At 61.0% G+C, this 17,475-nt stretch carries 15 protein-coding genes and 2 pseudogenes; 11 read left to right on the top strand and 6 right to left on the bottom strand.

All coding sequences use genetic code 11. The features are described from left to right. The 5 genes and pseudogenes from DBR30_RS21465 to DBR30_RS00750 all read left to right on the top strand — a co-directional run. Window positions 1-289, top strand: a pseudogene (locus tag DBR30_RS21465) (ArgP/LysG family DNA-binding transcriptional regulator); the annotation flags it as partial. A gap of 99 nt (window positions 290-388) precedes the next feature. Further along, window positions 389-2,425 (top strand): exoribonuclease II, encoded by a 2,037-nt coding sequence (locus tag DBR30_RS00735; RefSeq protein WP_108541263.1) that lies wholly within the window; start codon window positions 389-391, stop codon window positions 2,423-2,425. Between the two features lie 254 nt (window positions 2,426-2,679). After that, window positions 2,680-4,320: a sensor domain-containing diguanylate cyclase gene (locus DBR30_RS00740; protein WP_108541262.1), complete on the top strand. Its 1,641-nt coding sequence runs from the start codon at window positions 2,680-2,682 to the stop codon at window positions 4,318-4,320. Between the two features lie 4 nt (window positions 4,321-4,324). Beyond that, window positions 4,325-5,428, top strand: coding sequence for an EAL and HDOD domain-containing protein (locus DBR30_RS00745; protein ID WP_108541261.1), 1,104 nt, complete (start codon window positions 4,325-4,327; stop codon window positions 5,426-5,428). 65 nt (window positions 5,429-5,493) lie between these two features. Then, window positions 5,494-6,084, top strand: coding sequence for an HAD family hydrolase (locus DBR30_RS00750; protein ID WP_181363461.1), 591 nt, complete (start codon window positions 5,494-5,496; stop codon window positions 6,082-6,084). Between the two features lie 132 nt (window positions 6,085-6,216). Here DBR30_RS00750 and hfq read toward each other — a convergent pair whose 3' ends face one another. Continuing rightward, on the bottom strand, window positions 6,217-6,576 hold the full coding sequence (hfq, locus tag DBR30_RS00755) for an RNA chaperone Hfq (RefSeq protein ID WP_005335772.1): 360 nt from the start codon (window positions 6,574-6,576) through the stop codon (window positions 6,217-6,219). Between the two features lie 176 nt (window positions 6,577-6,752). Between hfq and DBR30_RS00760 the strand changes: the two genes are divergently transcribed. The 3 genes from DBR30_RS00760 to DBR30_RS00770 are packed head-to-tail and all read left to right on the top strand — an operon-like array spanning window position 6,753 to window position 10,229. Then, the gene (locus tag DBR30_RS00760) at window positions 6,753-8,024 is read left to right on the top strand and encodes a paraquat-inducible protein A (protein WP_108541259.1); all 1,272 of its coding nucleotides are present in this window, start codon (window positions 6,753-6,755) and stop codon (window positions 8,022-8,024) included. After that, the gene (pqiB, locus tag DBR30_RS00765; RefSeq protein WP_005335774.1) at window positions 8,017-9,666 is read left to right on the top strand and encodes an intermembrane transport protein PqiB; all 1,650 of its coding nucleotides are present in this window, start codon (window positions 8,017-8,019) and stop codon (window positions 9,664-9,666) included. Before DBR30_RS00760 ends, pqiB begins: the two co-directional genes overlap by 8 nt. After that, complete coding sequence (locus DBR30_RS00770; protein WP_075116002.1) at window positions 9,663-10,229, top strand: PqiC family protein; 567 nt, start codon at window positions 9,663-9,665, stop codon at window positions 10,227-10,229. Before pqiB ends, DBR30_RS00770 begins: the two co-directional genes overlap by 4 nt. Before the next feature lie 81 nt (window positions 10,230-10,310). Here the strand turns inward: DBR30_RS00770 and rlmD are convergent, their stop codons facing one another. Further along, window positions 10,311-11,663 (bottom strand): 23S rRNA (uracil(1939)-C(5))-methyltransferase RlmD, encoded by a 1,353-nt coding sequence (rlmD, locus tag DBR30_RS00775; protein WP_108541258.1) that lies wholly within the window; start codon window positions 11,661-11,663, stop codon window positions 10,311-10,313. Between the two features lie 273 nt (window positions 11,664-11,936). Here rlmD and DBR30_RS00780 point away from each other — a divergent pair, with 273 nt between their 5' ends. Beyond that, window positions 11,937-13,661: a proline--tRNA ligase gene (locus DBR30_RS00780; RefSeq protein WP_108541257.1), complete on the top strand. Its 1,725-nt coding sequence runs from the start codon at window positions 11,937-11,939 to the stop codon at window positions 13,659-13,661. A gap of 90 nt (window positions 13,662-13,751) precedes the next feature. Here the strand turns inward: DBR30_RS00780 and DBR30_RS00785 are convergent, their stop codons facing one another. The 3 genes from DBR30_RS00785 to DBR30_RS00795 form a co-directional block, all read right to left on the bottom strand. Continuing rightward, window positions 13,752-14,432, bottom strand: coding sequence for an SDR family oxidoreductase (locus DBR30_RS00785; RefSeq protein WP_108541256.1), 681 nt, complete (start codon window positions 14,430-14,432; stop codon window positions 13,752-13,754). A 31-nt stretch (window positions 14,433-14,463) separates the two neighbouring features. Then, complete coding sequence (locus DBR30_RS00790; RefSeq protein WP_005335781.1) at window positions 14,464-15,096, bottom strand: TIGR04219 family outer membrane beta-barrel protein; 633 nt, start codon at window positions 15,094-15,096, stop codon at window positions 14,464-14,466. Window positions 15,097-15,191: 95 nt separating this feature from the next. Further along, on the bottom strand, window positions 15,192-15,641 hold the full coding sequence (locus DBR30_RS00795) for a copper chaperone PCu(A)C (protein ID WP_108541255.1): 450 nt from the start codon (window positions 15,639-15,641) through the stop codon (window positions 15,192-15,194). Window positions 15,642-15,731: 90 nt separating this feature from the next. Between DBR30_RS00795 and DBR30_RS00800 the strand changes: the two genes are divergently transcribed. Beyond that, the gene (locus DBR30_RS00800; RefSeq protein WP_108541254.1) at window positions 15,732-16,481 is read left to right on the top strand and encodes an enoyl-CoA hydratase-related protein; all 750 of its coding nucleotides are present in this window, start codon (window positions 15,732-15,734) and stop codon (window positions 16,479-16,481) included. Window positions 16,482-16,498: 17 nt separating this feature from the next. Here DBR30_RS00800 and DBR30_RS00805 read toward each other — a convergent pair whose 3' ends face one another. Continuing rightward, window positions 16,499-16,927, bottom strand: coding sequence for a DUF2753 family protein (locus DBR30_RS00805; protein ID WP_005335785.1), 429 nt, complete (start codon window positions 16,925-16,927; stop codon window positions 16,499-16,501). Between the two features lie 283 nt (window positions 16,928-17,210). Here DBR30_RS00805 and DBR30_RS21470 point away from each other — a divergent pair. Further along, window positions 17,211-17,475 (top strand): annotated as a pseudogene (locus DBR30_RS21470) (CatB-related O-acetyltransferase); the annotation flags it as partial.

A 17,475-nucleotide genomic window follows, 5' to 3' on the forward strand; every position in this document is an offset into this window, starting at 1 on the left:
GAGCTTTATGAGAGAACACTTCGGACTGGAGCCGGGCGGTTATCCCTGCCATACGGTCCACTCGTCAGAGGCCTTCGTCGCCATGGCCGAACAGGGGTTGGCCTACTGCCTCATTCCCGAATTGCAAATCAGAGGCCAGCTGGCTGACGGGTCACTACTCAACCTCAGTCCCGACCACGTCCTGACGGAACGCCTCTACTGGCACCGCTGGGTACTAGAAAAAGGGGTTCACAAGCAGCTCTCCCAACGCCTTATCGACCATGCCAGATCGCAGTTGAAACCACGCTGAGCAGGCCATTCACCTTGGCTTTGCAGGACTAAAAACGTATAGTGCTGGGCGATCCTTCATCAGGTCTCCACCCAGGTTTTCACTTCAGGTTCCTCACTTATGTTCCAAGACAATCCGCTGCTGGCCCAGCTCAAGCAACAAATCCGCGAAAACATCCCGAAGAAAGAGGGTGTGATCCGCGCCTCGGACCGGGGCTTCGGCTTTCTGGAAGTCGATGAGAAGACCAGCTATTTCGTGCCGCCTCCCTACATGAAGAAGGTGATGCACGGTGACCGGGTGAGCGCCCTGATCCGCACCGAAAAAGAGAAGGAAGTGGCCGAGCCGGATGCCCTGCTGGAGCAGTCCGTCACCCGCTTCGTGGCCCGGGTCAAGATGTTCCGCGACCGCCTCAACGTGGTCGCCGACCACCCGCTGATCAAGGATGCCATCAAGGCCCGCGTCAAGAAGGGTCTGGATGAGAAAGAGTTCAAGGAAGGGGACTGGGTGGTCGCCACCCTCAAGCGCCATGCGCTGGTTGACGGCAACTTCTCTGCCGAGATCACCCAGAAGATCGCCGCACAGGAAGATCACAACGTGCCCTGGTGGGTGGTGCTGGCGCGCCACAACCTGGCCCAGGTCGAACCGGCTGATCTGCCAGAGTGGAAGGTGATCGAAGAGGAGGAGCTACCCCGTCGTGACCTGACCAAGGTGCCTTTCTTCACCATCGACGGTGCCAAGACCAAGGACATGGACGATGCGCTGGCCATCACCAAGCTGGATAACGGCTGGGAGCTGCTGGTCGCCATCGCCGACCCGACCGCCTATGTGGCCGAAGGGAGCGAGCTGGACAAGGAAGCCGCCCAGCGCGCCTTCACCGTCTACATGCCGGGCCGCAACGTACCGATGATCCCGCGCACCCTCTCCGACGAGCTCTGCTCCCTGAAGGAAGGCGAGGAGCGCAACACCCTGTGCGCCCGTCTGCTCATCGCCGAAGATGGTCTGCTGCTGGAGGAGACCGAGTTCTTCGCCGCCCGCATCTGCTCCCACGCCCGTCTCAACTATGACGACGTCTCCGACTGGGCCGAGCATGGCAAAGAGCTGGCCATCGACGCCGGCGTACTGGCCCAGCTGCCGCTGATGAAGGCCATGACCGAGGCGCGCATCAAGTGGCGCACCGAACATGCGCTGGTGTTCCCGGACAGACCCGACTACGACTTCGAGCTGGGCGAGAATGGCGAAGTGCTGGCCATCCACGTCGAGCCGCGCCGCATCGCCAACCGCATGGTGGAAGAGTCGATGATCGCCGCCAACATCTGCGCCGGTCGCGTGCTGGGCAAGAGCGTCGGTTACGGCATCTTCAACGTTCACACCGGCTTTGACGAAGAGTCCCTCGACGGCGCCATCGACCTGCTGAAGAGTGCCGAAGCCCCGTTCGAGCGCGACGAGATCGCCAGCCTCTCCGGCTTCTGTGCCCTGCGCCGCTGGATCGACAACCTCGACACCCGCTGGCTGGATGGCAAGGTCCGCCGTTTCCAGAGCTATGCGCTGATGTCCTCCGAGCCGGGCGCCCACTACGGCCTGGGTCTGGATGCCTACGCCACCTGGACGTCACCTATTCGCAAGTACGGCGATATGGTCAACCATCGTCTGCTCAAAGCCGTCATCGCCGGCAAGACACCGGGCGAGCGCCCGAGCACCGAGCTCACCGAGCATCTGACCGCCTGCCGCCGTCTGCACCGCATGGTGGAGCGCGATATCGGCGACTGGCTCTATGTTCGCTACCTCAAGGCCGATGCTGGCACCGACAAGGTGTTCAACGCCGAGATCATCGACGTGATGCGTGCCGGTCTCAAGCTGCGTCTGCAGGAGAACGGCGCCGTGGTCTTTATGCCTGCCCGTCACATCCTCGACAACAAGGATCGACTGGAGTGCAACTGGGACAACGGCCGCGTCTATCTGGACAAGACCGAGGTGGTCTACGAGCTGGGCCAGATCATCGAGGTCAAGCTGACCGAAGCGGTGGAAGAGACCCGCTCCCTCATCGCCAAACCGGCAGTGGATCTGGTGCCTGGTCCGGCACCGGAAGCCCCGGCGGCCGAGAGTGCGCCAGCCGATAGCAGTGAAACGCCTGCTGAGACTGCCCCCAAGGCAGAATAAGCCGCGCAGAATCATCTGATCTGCCCGAGAGCCCGCCATCGTGCGGGCTCTTTTTTGCCCGGCATCCCACCCTACAAGCTGCCATATATACCGTTATGGCACACAGTTCTAGCCACGATTGGCAAAGAACGCAGTGAATGTCTCCACCAGAATGACTTAAAGCAACCATTATGTGCGCCACTTCTCCTTTCTGACATATTAATCAAGGAGAAATATGTCTATACTCGCTTGGGTACAATCCAAGGGATATTGGTATGCAGGAATGGGACCCGGAACACTTCACCAACTTCGCTCAGTTATGCGAAGTGAGCCTCGCCACCATCCGTGAAAAAACCGATGCCGAACGCCTCTACCTCTGGCTAAAAGCCCCCGAACCGCAGCTCTACAGTTTTCAGCTCGATCACGGGCTGACCACGCTTGATCTCGCCCATCTCGGTCAATTGACCCTGCCCCACCACCTGATCGACAAGGCGATGGAGAAGGGACAACTGGTGATCGAACAACTCCAGCCACCGCCGGCTCCCGGCGAAAATGTGGAGCCCGCCCAGCCGCAGTTACGCGCCTGTTTCCCTCTCAAGCGTCACATGAAGCTGGAAGGGGTCATCTATCTGGAGACCCGCCGCCGCATCGACCGCCTCTCCTCCCACCAGCGTCAGGGCATCCAGCTCCTTATCCACTATCTGACAGCCGAGCTCAGCAATCACCTGCTCTCCAGCCAGGTCAATCAGGAGCGGGACCAGCGGCTCCATACCCAGACCGATCTGGTACAGAGTCAGGCACTGCAGGGCTCCTTCCTCACCATGTTGCAGGCGCTGCACATGGTCAGCGTCACCCTCTCCCGCAGTCGCAGCGAGAACGATCTGCTGCGGGATGCCGTGCTGCTGGCCCGCAAGGAACTGCAATTCGATCGGGTCGCCATCTTCCTGATCGAACCCGATGGCAAGACCATGCGCGGCACCTGGGGCACCAGCGAGGACGGCGAGCTGATGGATGAACACAACTTCATCAGCCCCATTCCGGATCACCCCACGGTGCAAGAGGCGCTCAGGCGCAAGGATTACGTGCTGGTGATGGAAGATACCCCTCTCTACTACGAGAAGCAGCAGGTGGGCCGTGGCTGGAACGCCATGGTATCGCTGTGGGATGGCACCACCCCCATCGGCTGGATCGCCGCCGACAACCTGCTCTGGCACCGTCCGCTCAAAGCCTATCAGAGCGAGATCTTCAAACAGTACGCCGCCATCCTGTCACAACTGCTGATCCGCCAGCGCACCCAGGAGCAGCTGGAAACCCTCAACCGCCAGCTGGAGGCCCGGGTCGCCGAGCGCACCATGCAGCTGGCCGAGACCAACCGTGCGCTGGAGGAGGCCAATCACCGCCTCTCCCTGCTGTCGCTGGAAGATCCCCTCACCGGCATCGCCAACCGGCGCCAGTGGGACATCACCATGCAGCGGGAGTGGGAGTGGGCACGGCGCACCCAGAACCTGCTGGCGGTATTGATGATCGATGTGGACGAGTTCAAGGCCTACAACGACCACTTCGGCCATGCCAAGGGGGATCTTTGCCTGCAACAGGTGGCCCATGTGCTGCGGGATGCAGAGCGGCGCTGCACTAATCTGGTAGCCCGTTACGGCGGGGAGGAGTTCGTCATTCTGCTCTGCGCCCCCCAACCCGGTGAGGCCGAACAGCTGGCCGGACGGATCCACGATGGTCTTGCCCGCTTGAAAATGCCCCATCCCGCCTCGCGGGTTGCTGATTTCATTACGGTTAGCATAGGCTTTAGCTATCTGGTTCCCTCCCAGGACGGAGCATGGCAGACCCTGACTGAACAGGCTGACCAGGCGCTCTACCACGCCAAGTCACAAGGGAGGGCCCGCACTCTGGCCTATCGGTGATCCCATGCTGTTGCGTCGCTACCCTATCTTCAATCGTCGCCTGGCTCTGGTGGCCTACGGCATCGACTATCAGCTAAGCTCACCGGCCGAATGGCCTTCACTGGCGCAACATTGCCGCCTGCTGGCGCAGGGGCGTCAATATCTGGTGCCCTTCACCCACGAACAGCTCGATGAACAGCGTCCCCTGCTGCTGGATCAGGACGCGATCCCGCTGGTTGAAGCCTCCAGTGAACGCCAGCCCAACTCGTTCCCGGTGCTGGAGCAGTGGCGCGACAGTCGGCGCAGACTGGCGGTGCACGGCGCCAACCGGGATCCACGCTGGCTCGGCGCCAGCCGCCTGCTGGTGTACTGGATGGGGGAAGAGGGGATCTGCCAGCCCACCGAACACAAGCGGATGGCGCTGAACATCGAAACCTGGGCGGATTTTCTCCCGCTGCGGGAGGCAGGGGTCGACTTCTTTGCCGGCGGCTTTCTCGCCCGTCCGGAGCTGGTCAATCAGCGAGCCAATCAGCCCGATATGGCGCTGGTACAGCAGATCCTCCAGCTCATCTGCCACGAAGAGTTCTCCTTCGCCCAGGTAGCCCGCCTGCTGGAGCAGGATGCCTGGCTGCCCGGCCTGCTGCTCACCTACGTCAACGCCCCCGGCTTCGATCATGCCGCCCCCATCACCTCGGTACCCCGCGCCCTCTCCTATCTGGGGGAGCAGGAGATCCGCAAGTTCGTGTTGATCAACGGTCTGGCCCGGGTGAGCCAGCACATGCCGGAGGCCTGCACCCGCATGGCCATCGCCCGCGGCCGCTTCTGCGAGCTGATTGCCCTCACCGCCCTCGGTAAAACGGAGGCCAGCTGGGCCTTTCTGGTAGGACTGGTGCTCGATGGCTCCCTGCTGTCGGAGCCGTTGATGGCCCACCTGCCCAAGAGCGTGCAGCGCGCCATCGAACTGCACGAAGGGCCACTCTTTTATCTGTTTCAGCTGGTCAGCACCTATGAACAGGGCAACTGGGCCCTGCTGGAACAACTTGCCCCCAAATATCAACTCGATCCGGCCCAGCTCACCCCCGTCTATTTTCAGTCACAAATGTGGGGGCAAGCGTTTCTCACCAGCTAGGTGATGGCGAGGCGGGGAGCCACTGGCTAGAATGGGCTCCCTTTTTTCAGAGACTGACCCGCACCATGACGCTTTCCGGATTCCAAGGCCTGGTCTTTGACCTTGATGGCACCCTGGTCGACTCCATGCCGCTGCACCTCGCCGCCTGGGAACACACTGCCCGCGAGTTTGGCTTTCACTTCGACGCCGACTGGTTTTATGAGCTGGGTGGCATGCCGAGCCGCAAGATAGCCCTGCTGGTGGCACAGGAGCAGCAGATCCCCCTCGATCCGATCGAAGTCACCCGCTGCAAGACCGCCCGCTATGTGGCCAACCTGCACAAGGCGACCGTCTTTCCGGCCATGCAGGCGCTGGTCGAGCGCTATCATGGCGTCATCCCGATGGGGATCGGCACCGGCTCGCCCCGCGTCAACGCCGAAGCGGTGCTGCGCAACACCGGGCTGGATCGCTACTTCTCTGTGGTGGTCACCGCAGACGATGTGGAGCTGCACAAGCCCAATCCGGACACCTTCCTGCTGGTCGCCAGCAAGCTGGGGGTCGAGCCATCAGGCTGTCTGGTGTTTGAAGATACCGGTATCGGGGTACAGGCCGGAGAAGCGGCGGGTATGCAGACCTGCATGGTCAAAGAGGGTCAACCAGTCGGCATAACGGCGTAGTGCGGAAAAAAATATCGCCCTGCAAGGGGCGATAACCGGAACCGGCTCTCATACGGGACATGAATGAAAATGAGAGCAGGTTCCGTCAGCCGCTGACGCAGGGCGCGTCAACGGGGAGTGCGGGGCAGACGATTACTCGTTGTTGCCGCCGCCCTGATTGTCGTCATAACGACCCGGCGCACCGTGGGGGCGCGGCGCCATGGAGACACGTGGCTTGCGAGCACGCTGGATATTCACCTGCGGACGGCCGGTGTGCATGGCGATGGTAGAGATTTTGGCCTTGTAGACCAGCTGCTGGTTACCATGAGCATCGGTCAGCAGCACGCTGTACTGGTCGAACCCGCTGATGGTGCCTTCCAGCTTGATGCCGCTCACCAGAAAAATAGCGACCTGACTGCGGTTCTTGCGCAACCAGTTGAGGGCAGAATCTTGCCCGTTCCCGAGGGAGAAGGCTTGCTCAATCGTGGAGTAGCTGGGGGATTCAGTTGTCATAAATTATTGTCCCGCGGAAAAAAAGTGGCGTTTGATTGTGCTAAATGGGCACTGGCTTGTCAAAGTCATTCTCACTCCCGCCAGCAATAGCGCCCTCCGGGGGCTGGTCGCTGACCAGCACAACTGCGATAATCGCCAGCTCTGGCTCTACCACGGGCCTTATCTGGGGTTTTATCTTGCATCCGGTTTCACACCAACACCACACCACCTATGTCCATGATGCCACTGCCTGCGAAGAGTGTGACCTGCTGATACCGGCCACACCGCTCGAGGTGGGACAGGCCAGCTGCTGCCCCCGTTGCGGACACACCCTGAGTCGCCACCTGCCACAACAGGAGTTGCGACCGATCTCCTACGGGTTCGCGGCACTCATCATGTTCGTGCTCGCCAATGCCTTTACCTTTATGTCCTTCTCGGCCAAAGGGGTGGGCCAGGAGATGACCTTTTTGCAGAGCATCACCACCCTGGTGGATGAGGGCTATCTGTTTCTCGGCGCGGTACTGAGCCTGACCCTGATCGGCCTGCCGCTGGTCTATATGGGATCCATCATGCTGGTGCTGTGGCGGGTTGATAAAGATCTGCACAGCAACGCCCTGCGCTCCCTCGGCCGTCTGCTCTGCCGGATCAAACCCTGGCTGATGGTGGATGTCTTTCTGGTGGGGGTGCTCATCTCGCTGGTCAAGCTGATGGGGATGGCCGACATCAAGATGGGGCTGTCATTCTGGGCTTTCGTCGGTTACACCGTGCTGCTCATCAAGATGATCTCCTCGCTGGATCAGATGTGGCTGTGGCAGCGGCTGTTCGGCCCTACCGAGGCGCGGGAGATCGACCCGGAAGCGGGCGCGATGGAATCAGGTCTGGTGGGCTGCCATATCTGTGGCGCTCTGAGCGAGGTGGGCAGCCACAGCTGCTCCCGCTGCGGCGGCAAGCTGCATGCCCGCAAGCCGGGCGGCCTGAACCGCACCTGGGCGCTGCTGTTTACCTCCGCCATTCTCTACATTCCGGCCAACGTCTATCCCATCATGGATACGGTGTTTCTCGGGGATGACAGCCCCTCCACCATCCTCGGCGGTGTGGTGCTGCTCTGGGCCATGGGCTCCTACCCCATAGCGGCGGTGATCTTTTTCGCCAGCGTGGTGGTGCCGCTGGTGAAAATACTGGCGCTATTCTGGCTTTGCTATATGGTGCAGCGCTGCAATGTCACCTCCCCCCTCGGCAAGCTCAAACTCTATCGCATGACCGAATTTGTCGGACGCTGGTCGATGATCGACGTCTTCGTGGTGGCCATTCTGGCGGGCCTGATCCGGCTCGACAATCTGATGACCATCTACCCCGGCCCTGCGGCCGTCGCATTTGCTGGTGTGGTGCTGATCACCATGGTCGCCGCCATGAGTTTCGACTCCCGCCTGATCTGGGATTTACAACAAGGAGAACGCGAACGTGAGTGAGCGTAAAAAAAGGTGGAAACCGGGCTCTGACTTTCTGAGCTCTGCCGCCGCAATCTGGATGGTGCCCCTGCTGGCGCTGTTCATCGGTCTCTGGATGCTGTTCCAGCACTGGTACTCCCAGGGCCCCAGTTTCACCCTGACAGTCGCCACTGCCGAGGGCATAGTCGCTGGCAAGACGGTGATCCGCTCCCGCGAAGTGGACGTCGGCCGCATTGAGGCCGTCGAGCTGAGCGATGACTACAGCCATGCCGTGCTGAAAGGGCGGCTGACCAATGCCGCCTCCGGCATGCTGCGCGGTGACAGCCAGTTCTGGGTGGTCAAACCCAGAGTGGGCCGTGAAGGGGTGTCGGGCCTGAGCACCCTGCTCTCCGGCGCCTATATCGAACTCGCCCCCGGCAAGAAAGGTCGGGCGCGGGACGAATACGCCATGCTCGACAAACCGCCGCTCGCCTCCCTCGATGCCAAGGGGCTGCGTCTCACCCTCAGCAGTCGCGACACTCGCGCGCTCGGGGAAGGCTCCCCCATCAACTATCAGGGCTTCACCATAGGTCAGGTGGAAGAGGCGAAGTTCCTGCCGGAAAAGAGCGAGATGCAGTATCAAATCTTCATCCACGCCCCCTATGACATTCTGGTGAGCAGCAACTCCCGCTTCTGGATGACACCGGGCTTCGAGGTCTCCATGAGCAGCGAGGGGATGAAGGTGAAGATGGATTCGCTGGAGAGCCTGATCGATGGCGGCATCACCATGGGTCTGCCACCCGGCTGGGCGCCTGGCGAACCGGTCAAACAGATGGAAGGGTTCACCCTGTTCCAGGATGAGGCGAGCGTGCTGGCCGGTAGTCTGGATCAGTTCATCGACTACGTCTTCCTGTTCGATGACAACGTCGGTGGCCTGCACCCGGGCGCGGCGGTGCAGTATCGCGGCATTCGGGTTGGTACCGTCATCTCCGCCCCCTACCTCATCGAGGACAAGGGCGTGCAGATCTTCAAGAGCCGCCAGATCCCGGTGCTGGCCCGCATCGAGGTGCAGCGCCTCTCCCACCGCTATGCCAAGGCGGAGAAGGATCAATGGCGTGCCCTGTTCGGCAAGCAGTTCAAGGAGGGGTTGCGTGCCAGCCTCAAGACCTCGAGCCTGCTGACCGGCGGCAAGATCATCGATCTCAACTTCTATCCGGACGCGCCACGTTTCGAACAGGCCAAGCTGGCCGGTTATCAGGTCTTCCCCACCGTGCAGGGCGGGCTGGATCAGATCGAGCGCAAGGTGAACCTCATCCTCGACAAGTTTGTCGACATGGACATGGCAACCACCCTGACCAAGGTCAACGGGTCACTCACCACCTTGGATGGCACCCTGAAGAACATCAGTGCAGTCAGCGCCAACCTGAACAAGCTCACCGCCAAGGATTCCACCCAGCAGCTGCCCGCCTCGCTCAACGAGAGCCTCAAGCAGTTGCAGGAGACCTTGCAGGCCTATGATGCCCAGTCGCAGACCAATCAGGATCTGCGTCAGTCGGTGCAGACCCTCAATCAGTTGATGCGCGAACTGCAGCCGCTGGTGCACTCCCTCAACGAGCAGCCCAGCTCGCTGATCTTCGATCGCGCGCATCCATCGGACCCTGAGCCCAAGCGAGGCAAACAATGAAGAAAGAGATCCTGACGCTGGCCCTGCTGGGCCTGCTGGCGGGTTGCAGCAGCCAGCCAAGCCTGCACTACTACTCGCTCGATGCAGACAGCCAGCAACCCGTGACGGCCCCGGCCCAACCGCAGCACCAGCTGGTGCTGCGCCCGGTGGCGCTGGCCAGCCAGCTCGACCGGATCAGTCTGGTCTATCAGCTGGAAGGACAAGAGCTCCACTTCACCGAGTACCATCGCTGGGCCGGTGCGCTGGACGATCAGCTCAACCAGCTCACCCTCAATGGCCTCTCCACCCGTCTGCCGGGCTGGGTGGTACGGCAGGATGGCGCCCGCAAGGGGCCGGTGCTGACCATTCTGGTGGAGCGCTTTCAGGGCCGTCATGACGGCAGCGCCGTGCTGAGCGGTCGCTGGCGCCTGCTGGCGGAAGATGGCACAGTGCTGCGCGATGCTCCCTTCCGTCAGGAGCGGGTGCTGCCGGCCGATGGCTACAACGCGCTGGTGAACGAACTGGGTCAGGGCTGGCAACAGCTGCTCGACCAGATTGCCGCCGAGGTGCGCAAGCAGGGTTGAGCACATCAACCTGCGAGTATCAGATAGAAAAAAACGACGCCAGTTGGCGTCGTTTTTTTATGGGCAAGAATCAGGGGCGACTTATGCCTTGGCGGGCAGGCTCAGGCGAGCTACCGCTTCCACATGCATGGAGTGCGGGAACATATCGACCGGTTGCACTTCGTCCAGCACGAAGCCCTGCTTGACCAGCCAGGCGAGATCACGAGCCAGGGTCTGCGGGTTGCAGGAGACATAGACCAGACGACGGGGCGCCATGGCGACCAGGGTCTGCAGTACCGCCTTGTCACAGCCTTTGCGGGGCGGATCCATCACCACCACGTCAGCGGTCACACCTTGGGCGTACAGCGCGGGCATCAGCTGCTCGGCCTTGCCGACGTGGAATTCGGTGTGCTCGATGCCGTTGAGGGCGGCGTTGCGGCGGGCATCGCTGATGGCGCTCTCCACCGACTCGATCCCGACGACCTTGGCGGCCTTGCCAGCCAGGAAAAGGGAGATGGTGCCGATACCGCAATAGATGTCGAACACTGTCTCGTTACCGGTCAGCTCGGCATACTCGAGGGCGCTGGAGTAGAGCACATCGGTCTGGGTCGGGTTGTTCTGGAAGAAGGAGAGCGGCGAGATCTCGAACTCGAGCTCATGGATCTTGTCGCGGATCACCCCTTCGCCGAGCAGCACCCGGTTGGTGGCGCCCAGAATGCGGTTGGTGCGCTCATCGTTGATGTTCTGCACCAGGGTAGTGACCGGCAGATCGCTCAGGGCTGCCAGCAGCTCGGCTTCGAACGGCAGCTCCTCACCTAGGGTCACCAACACCACCATCAGCTCGCCGCTCTTGAAGCCCTTGCGGGTCATCAGGTTGCGCACACAGCCGCTGTGGTTCACTTCGTCATAGGCGGCGATGTCATGCGCGCGCATCCAGTTGCGCACCCGGGCGTTGAGCTCGACGTGCAGCGGATCCTGCACCGCACAGTCATCGGCGGTGATGAGATCGTGGGAGTGCTTGCGATAAAAACCGATCTCGGCACCGGCGTCACAGCCACGCACCGCATATTGCGCCTTGTTGCGATAGGCGAACGGGCTTTCCATGCCAAGGATATCCTTGACCGGCGTGTCACCCAGCCCGGCCTGCTCCAGTGCGCTCTGCACCAGTGCCTGCTTGAGCTTGAGCTGGGCCGGATAGGCCAGCGGACGTACCTGACAGCCACCGCACTCGGTGTTGGGGCAGAAATCGGCAACCCGATCTGCTGAAGGTTGGAGCAGCTCGGCAACCTTGCCGTGCAGATAGTTCGGCTTGACCTCGGTCAGCTCCACCAGCGCCTGCTCACCGGGCAGCAGACCTTCGACAAACAGGGGGCGATCGAACAGGCGTCCTTTGCCATCTCCTTTGTCGGTCAGTTCCAGGATCTCGATCTGGTGTTGATGTCCCACTAACGGCATGAGCGGCTCCAAAAGTACTAAAAATGGGGGGTGATGAACGCGGCAGAGCCATGCCCATCGAGAAAAGGTGGCAGAGTTTAGCGGAGATCCGGCCAAATTGCAGGCATAAAAAGCCTGCTTGTTGCAATGGTCATTGCCCTGACCATCTGCCGGGCGTGGCCACCTTTCGGGTTGCGGCAAATTTAGCCCTTGGGCCGCAACGCCCAGCCTGTTAAAATTCCGCCCTTGAAATTATCCTGGGCCCCGCGCCCGTTCTAGCTAAGGTCTACCGCGATGCGTACCAGCCAATATCTGCTTTCCACTCTCAAGGAAACCCCCTCCGACGCTGAAGTTGTCAGCCACCAGCTGATGCTGCGCGCCGGGATGATCCGTAAACTGGCCTCCGGCATGTATGCCTGGTTGCCAACCGGTCTGCGGGTACTGAAGAAAATCGAGAACATTGTTCGCGAAGAGATGAACAATGCTGGTGCCGTCGAAGTCTCCATGCCGGTAGTGCAACCCGCCGAGCTGTGGCAGGAGTCCGGCCGCTGGGATGACTACGGTCCCGAGCTGTGCCGTCTGACCGACCGTCACAACCGCCCCTTCGTGCTGGGCCCGACCCACGAAGAGGTGATCACTGCGCTGGTACGTTACGAAGTGAACAGCTACAAACAGCTGCCGCTCAACCTCTACCAGATCCAGACCAAGTTCCGCGACGAAGTACGCCCCCGTTTCGGTGTGATGCGTGGCCGCGAATTCCTGATGAAGGATGCCTACTCCTTCCACATCGACAAGGAATCTCTGGTCGATACCTACGAGAAGATGCACGCTGCCTACTGCAAGGCGTTCACCCGCATGGGCCTGAACTTCCGTCCGGTGCAGGCCGATACCGGCTCCATCGGTGGTACCGGTTCCCACGAATTCCAGGTGCTGGCCGAGAGCGGTGAAGATCTGATCGCCTTCTCCGACAGCTCCGATTACGCCGCCAACATCGAGATGGCCGAAGCACTGGCGCCGGCTGGTGAGCGCGCTGCCGCCACAGCAGCCCTGACCAAGGTTGCCACCCCGAACGTCCACACCATCGACGAAGTGGCCGCCTTCCTGAACGTAGCACCGACCACCATCGCCAAGACCCTGCTGGTACTGGCAGAGGAAGATGAGCACGGCAAGCAGGCCGTTATCGCGCTGGTACTGCGTGGCGACCACGAGCTGAACGAAATCAAAGCCGAGAAGCTCTCTGGCGTTGCCAACCCGCTGACCTTCGCCAACGACGAGCAGATCAAAGCTGCCGCCGGTTGCGACGCAGGTTCCATCGGCCCGGTCGGCTTTGCCGGTCGCATCATCGTCGATCGCAGCGCCGCCCATCTGGCGGACTTCGTCTGCGGCGCCAACGAGACCGGCTTCCACCTGACCGGTGCCAACTGGGATCGCGACATCGCTTCTTACGAAGTTGCCGATCTGCGCAACGTGGTAGAAGGCGACCCGAGCCCGTGCGGCCAGGGCAAGCTGCTGCTCAAGCGCGGTATCGAAGTGGGCCACATCTTCCAGCTGGGTACCAAGTACTCCGAAGCGATGAAGGCGAGCGTGCTGAACGAAGCTGGCAAGTCCGTCACCATGGAGATGGGTTGCTACGGTATCGGGGTTTCCCGTCTGGTGGCTGCCGCCATCGAGCAGAACAACGACCAGTACGGCATCATCTGGCCGGACGCCATCGCTCCGTTCGAAGTGGCCATCGTGCCGATGAACATGCACAAGTCAGAGCGCGTGGCCGAGCAGGCACAGCAGTTCTACGCCGAGCTGAAAGCGGCCGGTGTGGACGTGCTGTTCGACGACCGTAAAGAGCGCCCGGGCGTGATGTTCGCCGACATGGAGCTGCTGGGCATCCCGCACGCCATCGTCATCGGCGATCGCGGTCTGGACAACGGCGTGGTGGAGTACAAGTGCCGCCGCACCGGCGAGAAGCAGGAAGTGGCCATCAGCGACATCATCGCCATGCTCAAGGCCAAGCTGGGCCGTTAATTCCGCCCTCTTCCCGATATAAAAAAGCGCGCCATTTGGCGCGCTTTTTGTTTCTGTGTGCTGACGACGGCAACCGGATGAAGGGTTGCCTCAGGGATTGCGACCGATAAAGAGATCGGTCACGTGGCAGCTGCTTCTGGCTTCCAGCGCGTCGAGCATATAGGCCGCCGCATCTTCCGGGGTCATGAAGCCACTCGGGTCCACGTGATCCGAGTTGTCCCAGAATTCGCTGCGGATCCCGCTCGGATAGAGGTTGACCAGCCGCAGTGGCGAGCCTTTCAGCTCGGCGCGCAAGGATTCGAGAAAGCCGCGCATCCCCCATTTGGAGGCGCAGTAGAGGCTCTCGTTGGCCTTGCCCACCTGAGCGGCGGAGGAGAGCACATTGGCCAGCACTCCGCCTTTCTCCCCGATAAGCCGCACCGTCTGCTGAGCCACCAGAATGGTGGAGATGAGATTGCTCTCCACCACCCGGCGGATCTGCTCGGCGGTGTAGACACCGACCGGGCCAAACTCGCCCACCCCGGCGCAGTGGATCACCATGTCGGGCTGCCCGCCCCACTCCACCGCTGCAGCGAAGGCGACATCGACCTCTTCATGGTGCGCCAGATCGGCCGCGATGCCGATCACCGCGCTGCCGAGCAGTAGCTCCTGCTCCTGCAGTCGCTGATAACGGCGCCCCATCATGGAGACCTGATGGCCCCGCTCAACCAGTCCGATGGTCAGCGCCCGGCCGAGACCAGAACCAGCACCTGTCACTATGATGTGGCCCATTATCGCTCCTCGTCGTCAGTTGACGGTCAGATTAGAAAGTGAATTCGCCGCCCATGAACCAGCCATCGACAGACTGATCGATATTGGCGAAGTCGACCTTGGCTTCACGCCAGCCGGCACGCAGCTTGATCGGCATGGAAGAGAACTTGTAGGAACCACCCAGACGGTAGTCATAGTTGTCCGCATCGTGAGTGCGCAGATCGCCGAAGAAGGCGATGCCGGTGCCCGGGATCTTCACTTCACTGCCGGCATAGGCCATCAGGGTATCTTCGTCATAACCCTTGCGACCGGAGTAGACCTGCTCGCCATCGTAGTGACGGCCGGTCATACCCAGATCGATCTTGAACAGATCGTTGTTGAACAGACGGTAGTAGAGGCTCAGATCGTAGGCAGTCAGATCGTTCTTGAAGTTGCCGCCGGAGGTGCTGAAATCGGAGACTTCAAACTTGGCGTTCGGCAGGAAGATGATGCCGTGTTCCAGCTGCAGATAGCCGTTCCAATTGTAGCTGTCGTCATAGCTGCCATCAGCACTGGTGCCATAAGCCTGACCACTGCCCTTGGCGGCCCATACGTCGGCACCGGCGGCAAAACGCCAGTCGTCAGCGGCCATGGCACTCTGGCTGCACAGAGCCAGCACAAAACCGGCAATCAGCGTCTTTTTCATTACGTCACTTCCTCTTGCATACATGGAAAAGAGCACTATTTTACTCGGTGCAGCCAAAATACCCAGCGTCAATCCTGAACAAACGACGACAAATGTCAGTGCTTCATATGCTTCATCTCGGCCATCGGCTCAATCGGCGTCACCGGCAGTGACAGATCCAGCTTCTGACCATCATCCATGGTGAGGGTGAGCGGGAAAGGGGTCTGCTCGGAGAGCGTGCCCACCTCGAACAGCATGATGTGCAGGCTGCCCGGCTTGAGCACCGCTTCGCCCTTGGCCGGGATCTCAATATTCTCGACCTGACGCATCTTCATCACGCCATTTTCGTGCAGGTGGGTGTGCAGCTCGGCACGCCCGGCCGCAGCAGAAGCCGCCGCCACCAGCTTGACCGGCTGGTCGGCGTCATTCTTCAGCACCATAAAGGCGGCAGTGTTGGGGGAGCCCGGCGGCAACAGCCGCACATAACCGTCGACAGCCTCGACCTTGGCCAGTGCAGGCGCCGTCATACCCAAAACCAGCAGAGAATAAAACGCACGTTTAAACATGGTTGAAATCCTTTTATGATGTTGTTAAACGGCGCCAAGGTTACCCCAGCAGCAACCTTTTTTGCACCTTTCAATAACAAGGATTTAGACATGGCCCCCATTCTCATTGCCGAGCAGCAGGATGGCTTGCTCACCCTGACCCTCAACCGCCCCGACAAGCGCAACGCCCTCAACACCGAGCTCTATAAGCAACTGGTGGCAGCACTACGAGAGGCGGCAGCCGATGAGGAGGTGCATGTCCTGTTGTTGCAGGGGCAGCAGGATTGCTTTACCGCGGGCAATGATCTGGCCGACTTTATGGGCAAGAACTCGCTGGAGCCCGACGACCCTATCCTGCAGTTCCTCCACACCCTGGCCGACTTCCCCAAGCCCGTGATCGCCGCTGTTGCAGGCCCGGCTGTGGGGATTGGCACCACCATTCTGCTGCACTGCGATCTGGTCTATCTGGGGGATAACGCCCGCTTGCAGCTTCCTTTCGTCGAGTTGGGGCTGGTGCCGGAGTTCGCCTCCAGCCTGTTGCTGCCGCGTCTGGTGGGGCACCTCAAGGCAGCCGAGCTGTTGCTGCTGGCCGAGGCGATTGATGCCGAGGAAGCACTACGTCTCGGGCTGGCCAACAAGGTGGTGGCGGCCGATGGATTGCTCTCCCTTGCCCGCGAGCAGGGACTGAAGCTGGCGGCCAAACCGCCCAGAGCGCAGCAAAAGAGCAAGGCGCTGCTGAAACAGGAGCTTAAACAGGCGGTACACTTTGTCATCGATCTGGAGGCGCGCGCCTTCGCCCAGGCACTGCAAGGGGAAGAGGCGCAGCAGCGCATCGCCCAGAAACTCAAACGGCGGGGCTGAGCCGCGCCTACATCCGTTCAGTTGAGGCGAAAACGGCCGATCAGCTCGCAGCCCTGCACCTTGTCCTGCAGCTGGATCAGCCGGGCAATTTCCGGATTGGGGTGGCGCTTGAGAAAGGCGAGCAGGGCACCACGACAGCAACCCAGCTCGCTGATCAGCGCCTCGCACTCGCGGTTGGGGCATTGTGGCACCAGCGCCGTCACCAGCTCGGAGGCAAGTTTCAGGTAGCGCAGCTCGTAAGTCGGCTCATCCATCGCCCGCCAGAAGTCGGCCAACCGGTGACAGGTGGCGACTCGCATGGTGGCCAGCTCGGTCAACTCCACCTGGGTCATCTCGTAAACATCCCCCAGCGCCTGCTGATAAAAGCAGATCGCCGCCCCCAGCGAACCGGCCTGCCAGGCACGCTCCGCCTCCAGCATGTATCGTTGCCAACTTTGCGGTGTCATCTCGCTCTCCCGAATCCGTCATGGTGGGAGTGTTATCATGGCTAATTGAGAATAAATATCAACCAGAGGGTTAGTGCAGGATCTCTGCGCAACCTTGGCAAACCCGGCGCCCGACCTTATGATCGCGCCCTTCCCCCCTTCTTTGGAGCCCCACAATGCGACCACGCCTCCCGCAGATGCTGGGCTGCTCCCTGCTCTGCGTGCCCCGCATGCTGGTCTGGATCTATTAGCTGCGCTCAAGCGAACGCAACCCATCCGATCCATTCAGCAAAGGAGTACCAACATGAACACCTGCCAACACTGGTCGCAGGTCGAATACCTGCACCTGACAGTGACCAACCCCAATATCTGCCTCAAGGGGCAGCACAGCTACTACTCTGGTGCCTGGGATGGCCCCTTCGAAGAGGTGGCGGTACGCTACCTCCATGGCGACCCCTTCAGCCGCAGCCCGGACACCGGCTGGGAGCCGCTCTGGCATATCGACCGGCTCCATATCGGCGACTATGTGCAGATTGCCGCCGGAGTGAAGATCATCATGGGGGGCAACC

It is taken from the genome of Aeromonas sp. HMWF017 (assembly GCF_003061465.1).
Taxonomy (GTDB): domain Bacteria; phylum Pseudomonadota; class Gammaproteobacteria; order Enterobacterales; family Aeromonadaceae; genus Aeromonas; species Aeromonas veronii.

Bases quoted from the DNA above. Each gene is read 5' to 3' on its own strand.
- DBR30_RS00735 (WP_108541263.1), top strand. From the start codon at position 389: ATGTTCCAAGACAATCCGCTGCTGGCCCAGCTCAAGCAACAAATCCGC.
- DBR30_RS00740 (WP_108541262.1), top strand. From the start codon at position 2,680: ATGCAGGAATGGGACCCGGAACACTTCACCAACTTCGCTCAGTTATGC.
- DBR30_RS00745 (WP_108541261.1), top strand. From the start codon at position 4,325: ATGCTGTTGCGTCGCTACCCTATCTTCAATCGTCGCCTGGCTCTGGTG.
- DBR30_RS00750 (WP_181363461.1), top strand. From the start codon at position 5,494: ATGACGCTTTCCGGATTCCAAGGCCTGGTCTTTGACCTTGATGGCACC.
- hfq (WP_005335772.1), bottom strand. From the start codon at position 6,576: ATGACAACTGAATCCCCCAGCTACTCCACGATTGAGCAAGCCTTCTCC.
- DBR30_RS00770 (WP_075116002.1), top strand. From the start codon at position 9,663: ATGAAGAAAGAGATCCTGACGCTGGCCCTGCTGGGCCTGCTGGCGGGT.
- rlmD (WP_108541258.1), bottom strand. From the start codon at position 11,663: ATGCCGTTAGTGGGACATCAACACCAGATCGAGATCCTGGAACTGACC.
- DBR30_RS00780 (WP_108541257.1), top strand. From the start codon at position 11,937: ATGCGTACCAGCCAATATCTGCTTTCCACTCTCAAGGAAACCCCCTCC.
- DBR30_RS00785 (WP_108541256.1), bottom strand. From the start codon at position 14,432: ATGGGCCACATCATAGTGACAGGTGCTGGTTCTGGTCTCGGCCGGGCG.
- DBR30_RS00790 (WP_005335781.1), bottom strand. From the start codon at position 15,096: ATGAAAAAGACGCTGATTGCCGGTTTTGTGCTGGCTCTGTGCAGCCAG.
- DBR30_RS00795 (WP_108541255.1), bottom strand. From the start codon at position 15,641: ATGTTTAAACGTGCGTTTTATTCTCTGCTGGTTTTGGGTATGACGGCG.
- DBR30_RS00800 (WP_108541254.1), top strand. From the start codon at position 15,732: ATGGCCCCCATTCTCATTGCCGAGCAGCAGGATGGCTTGCTCACCCTG.
- DBR30_RS00805 (WP_005335785.1), bottom strand. From the start codon at position 16,927: ATGACACCGCAAAGTTGGCAACGATACATGCTGGAGGCGGAGCGTGCC.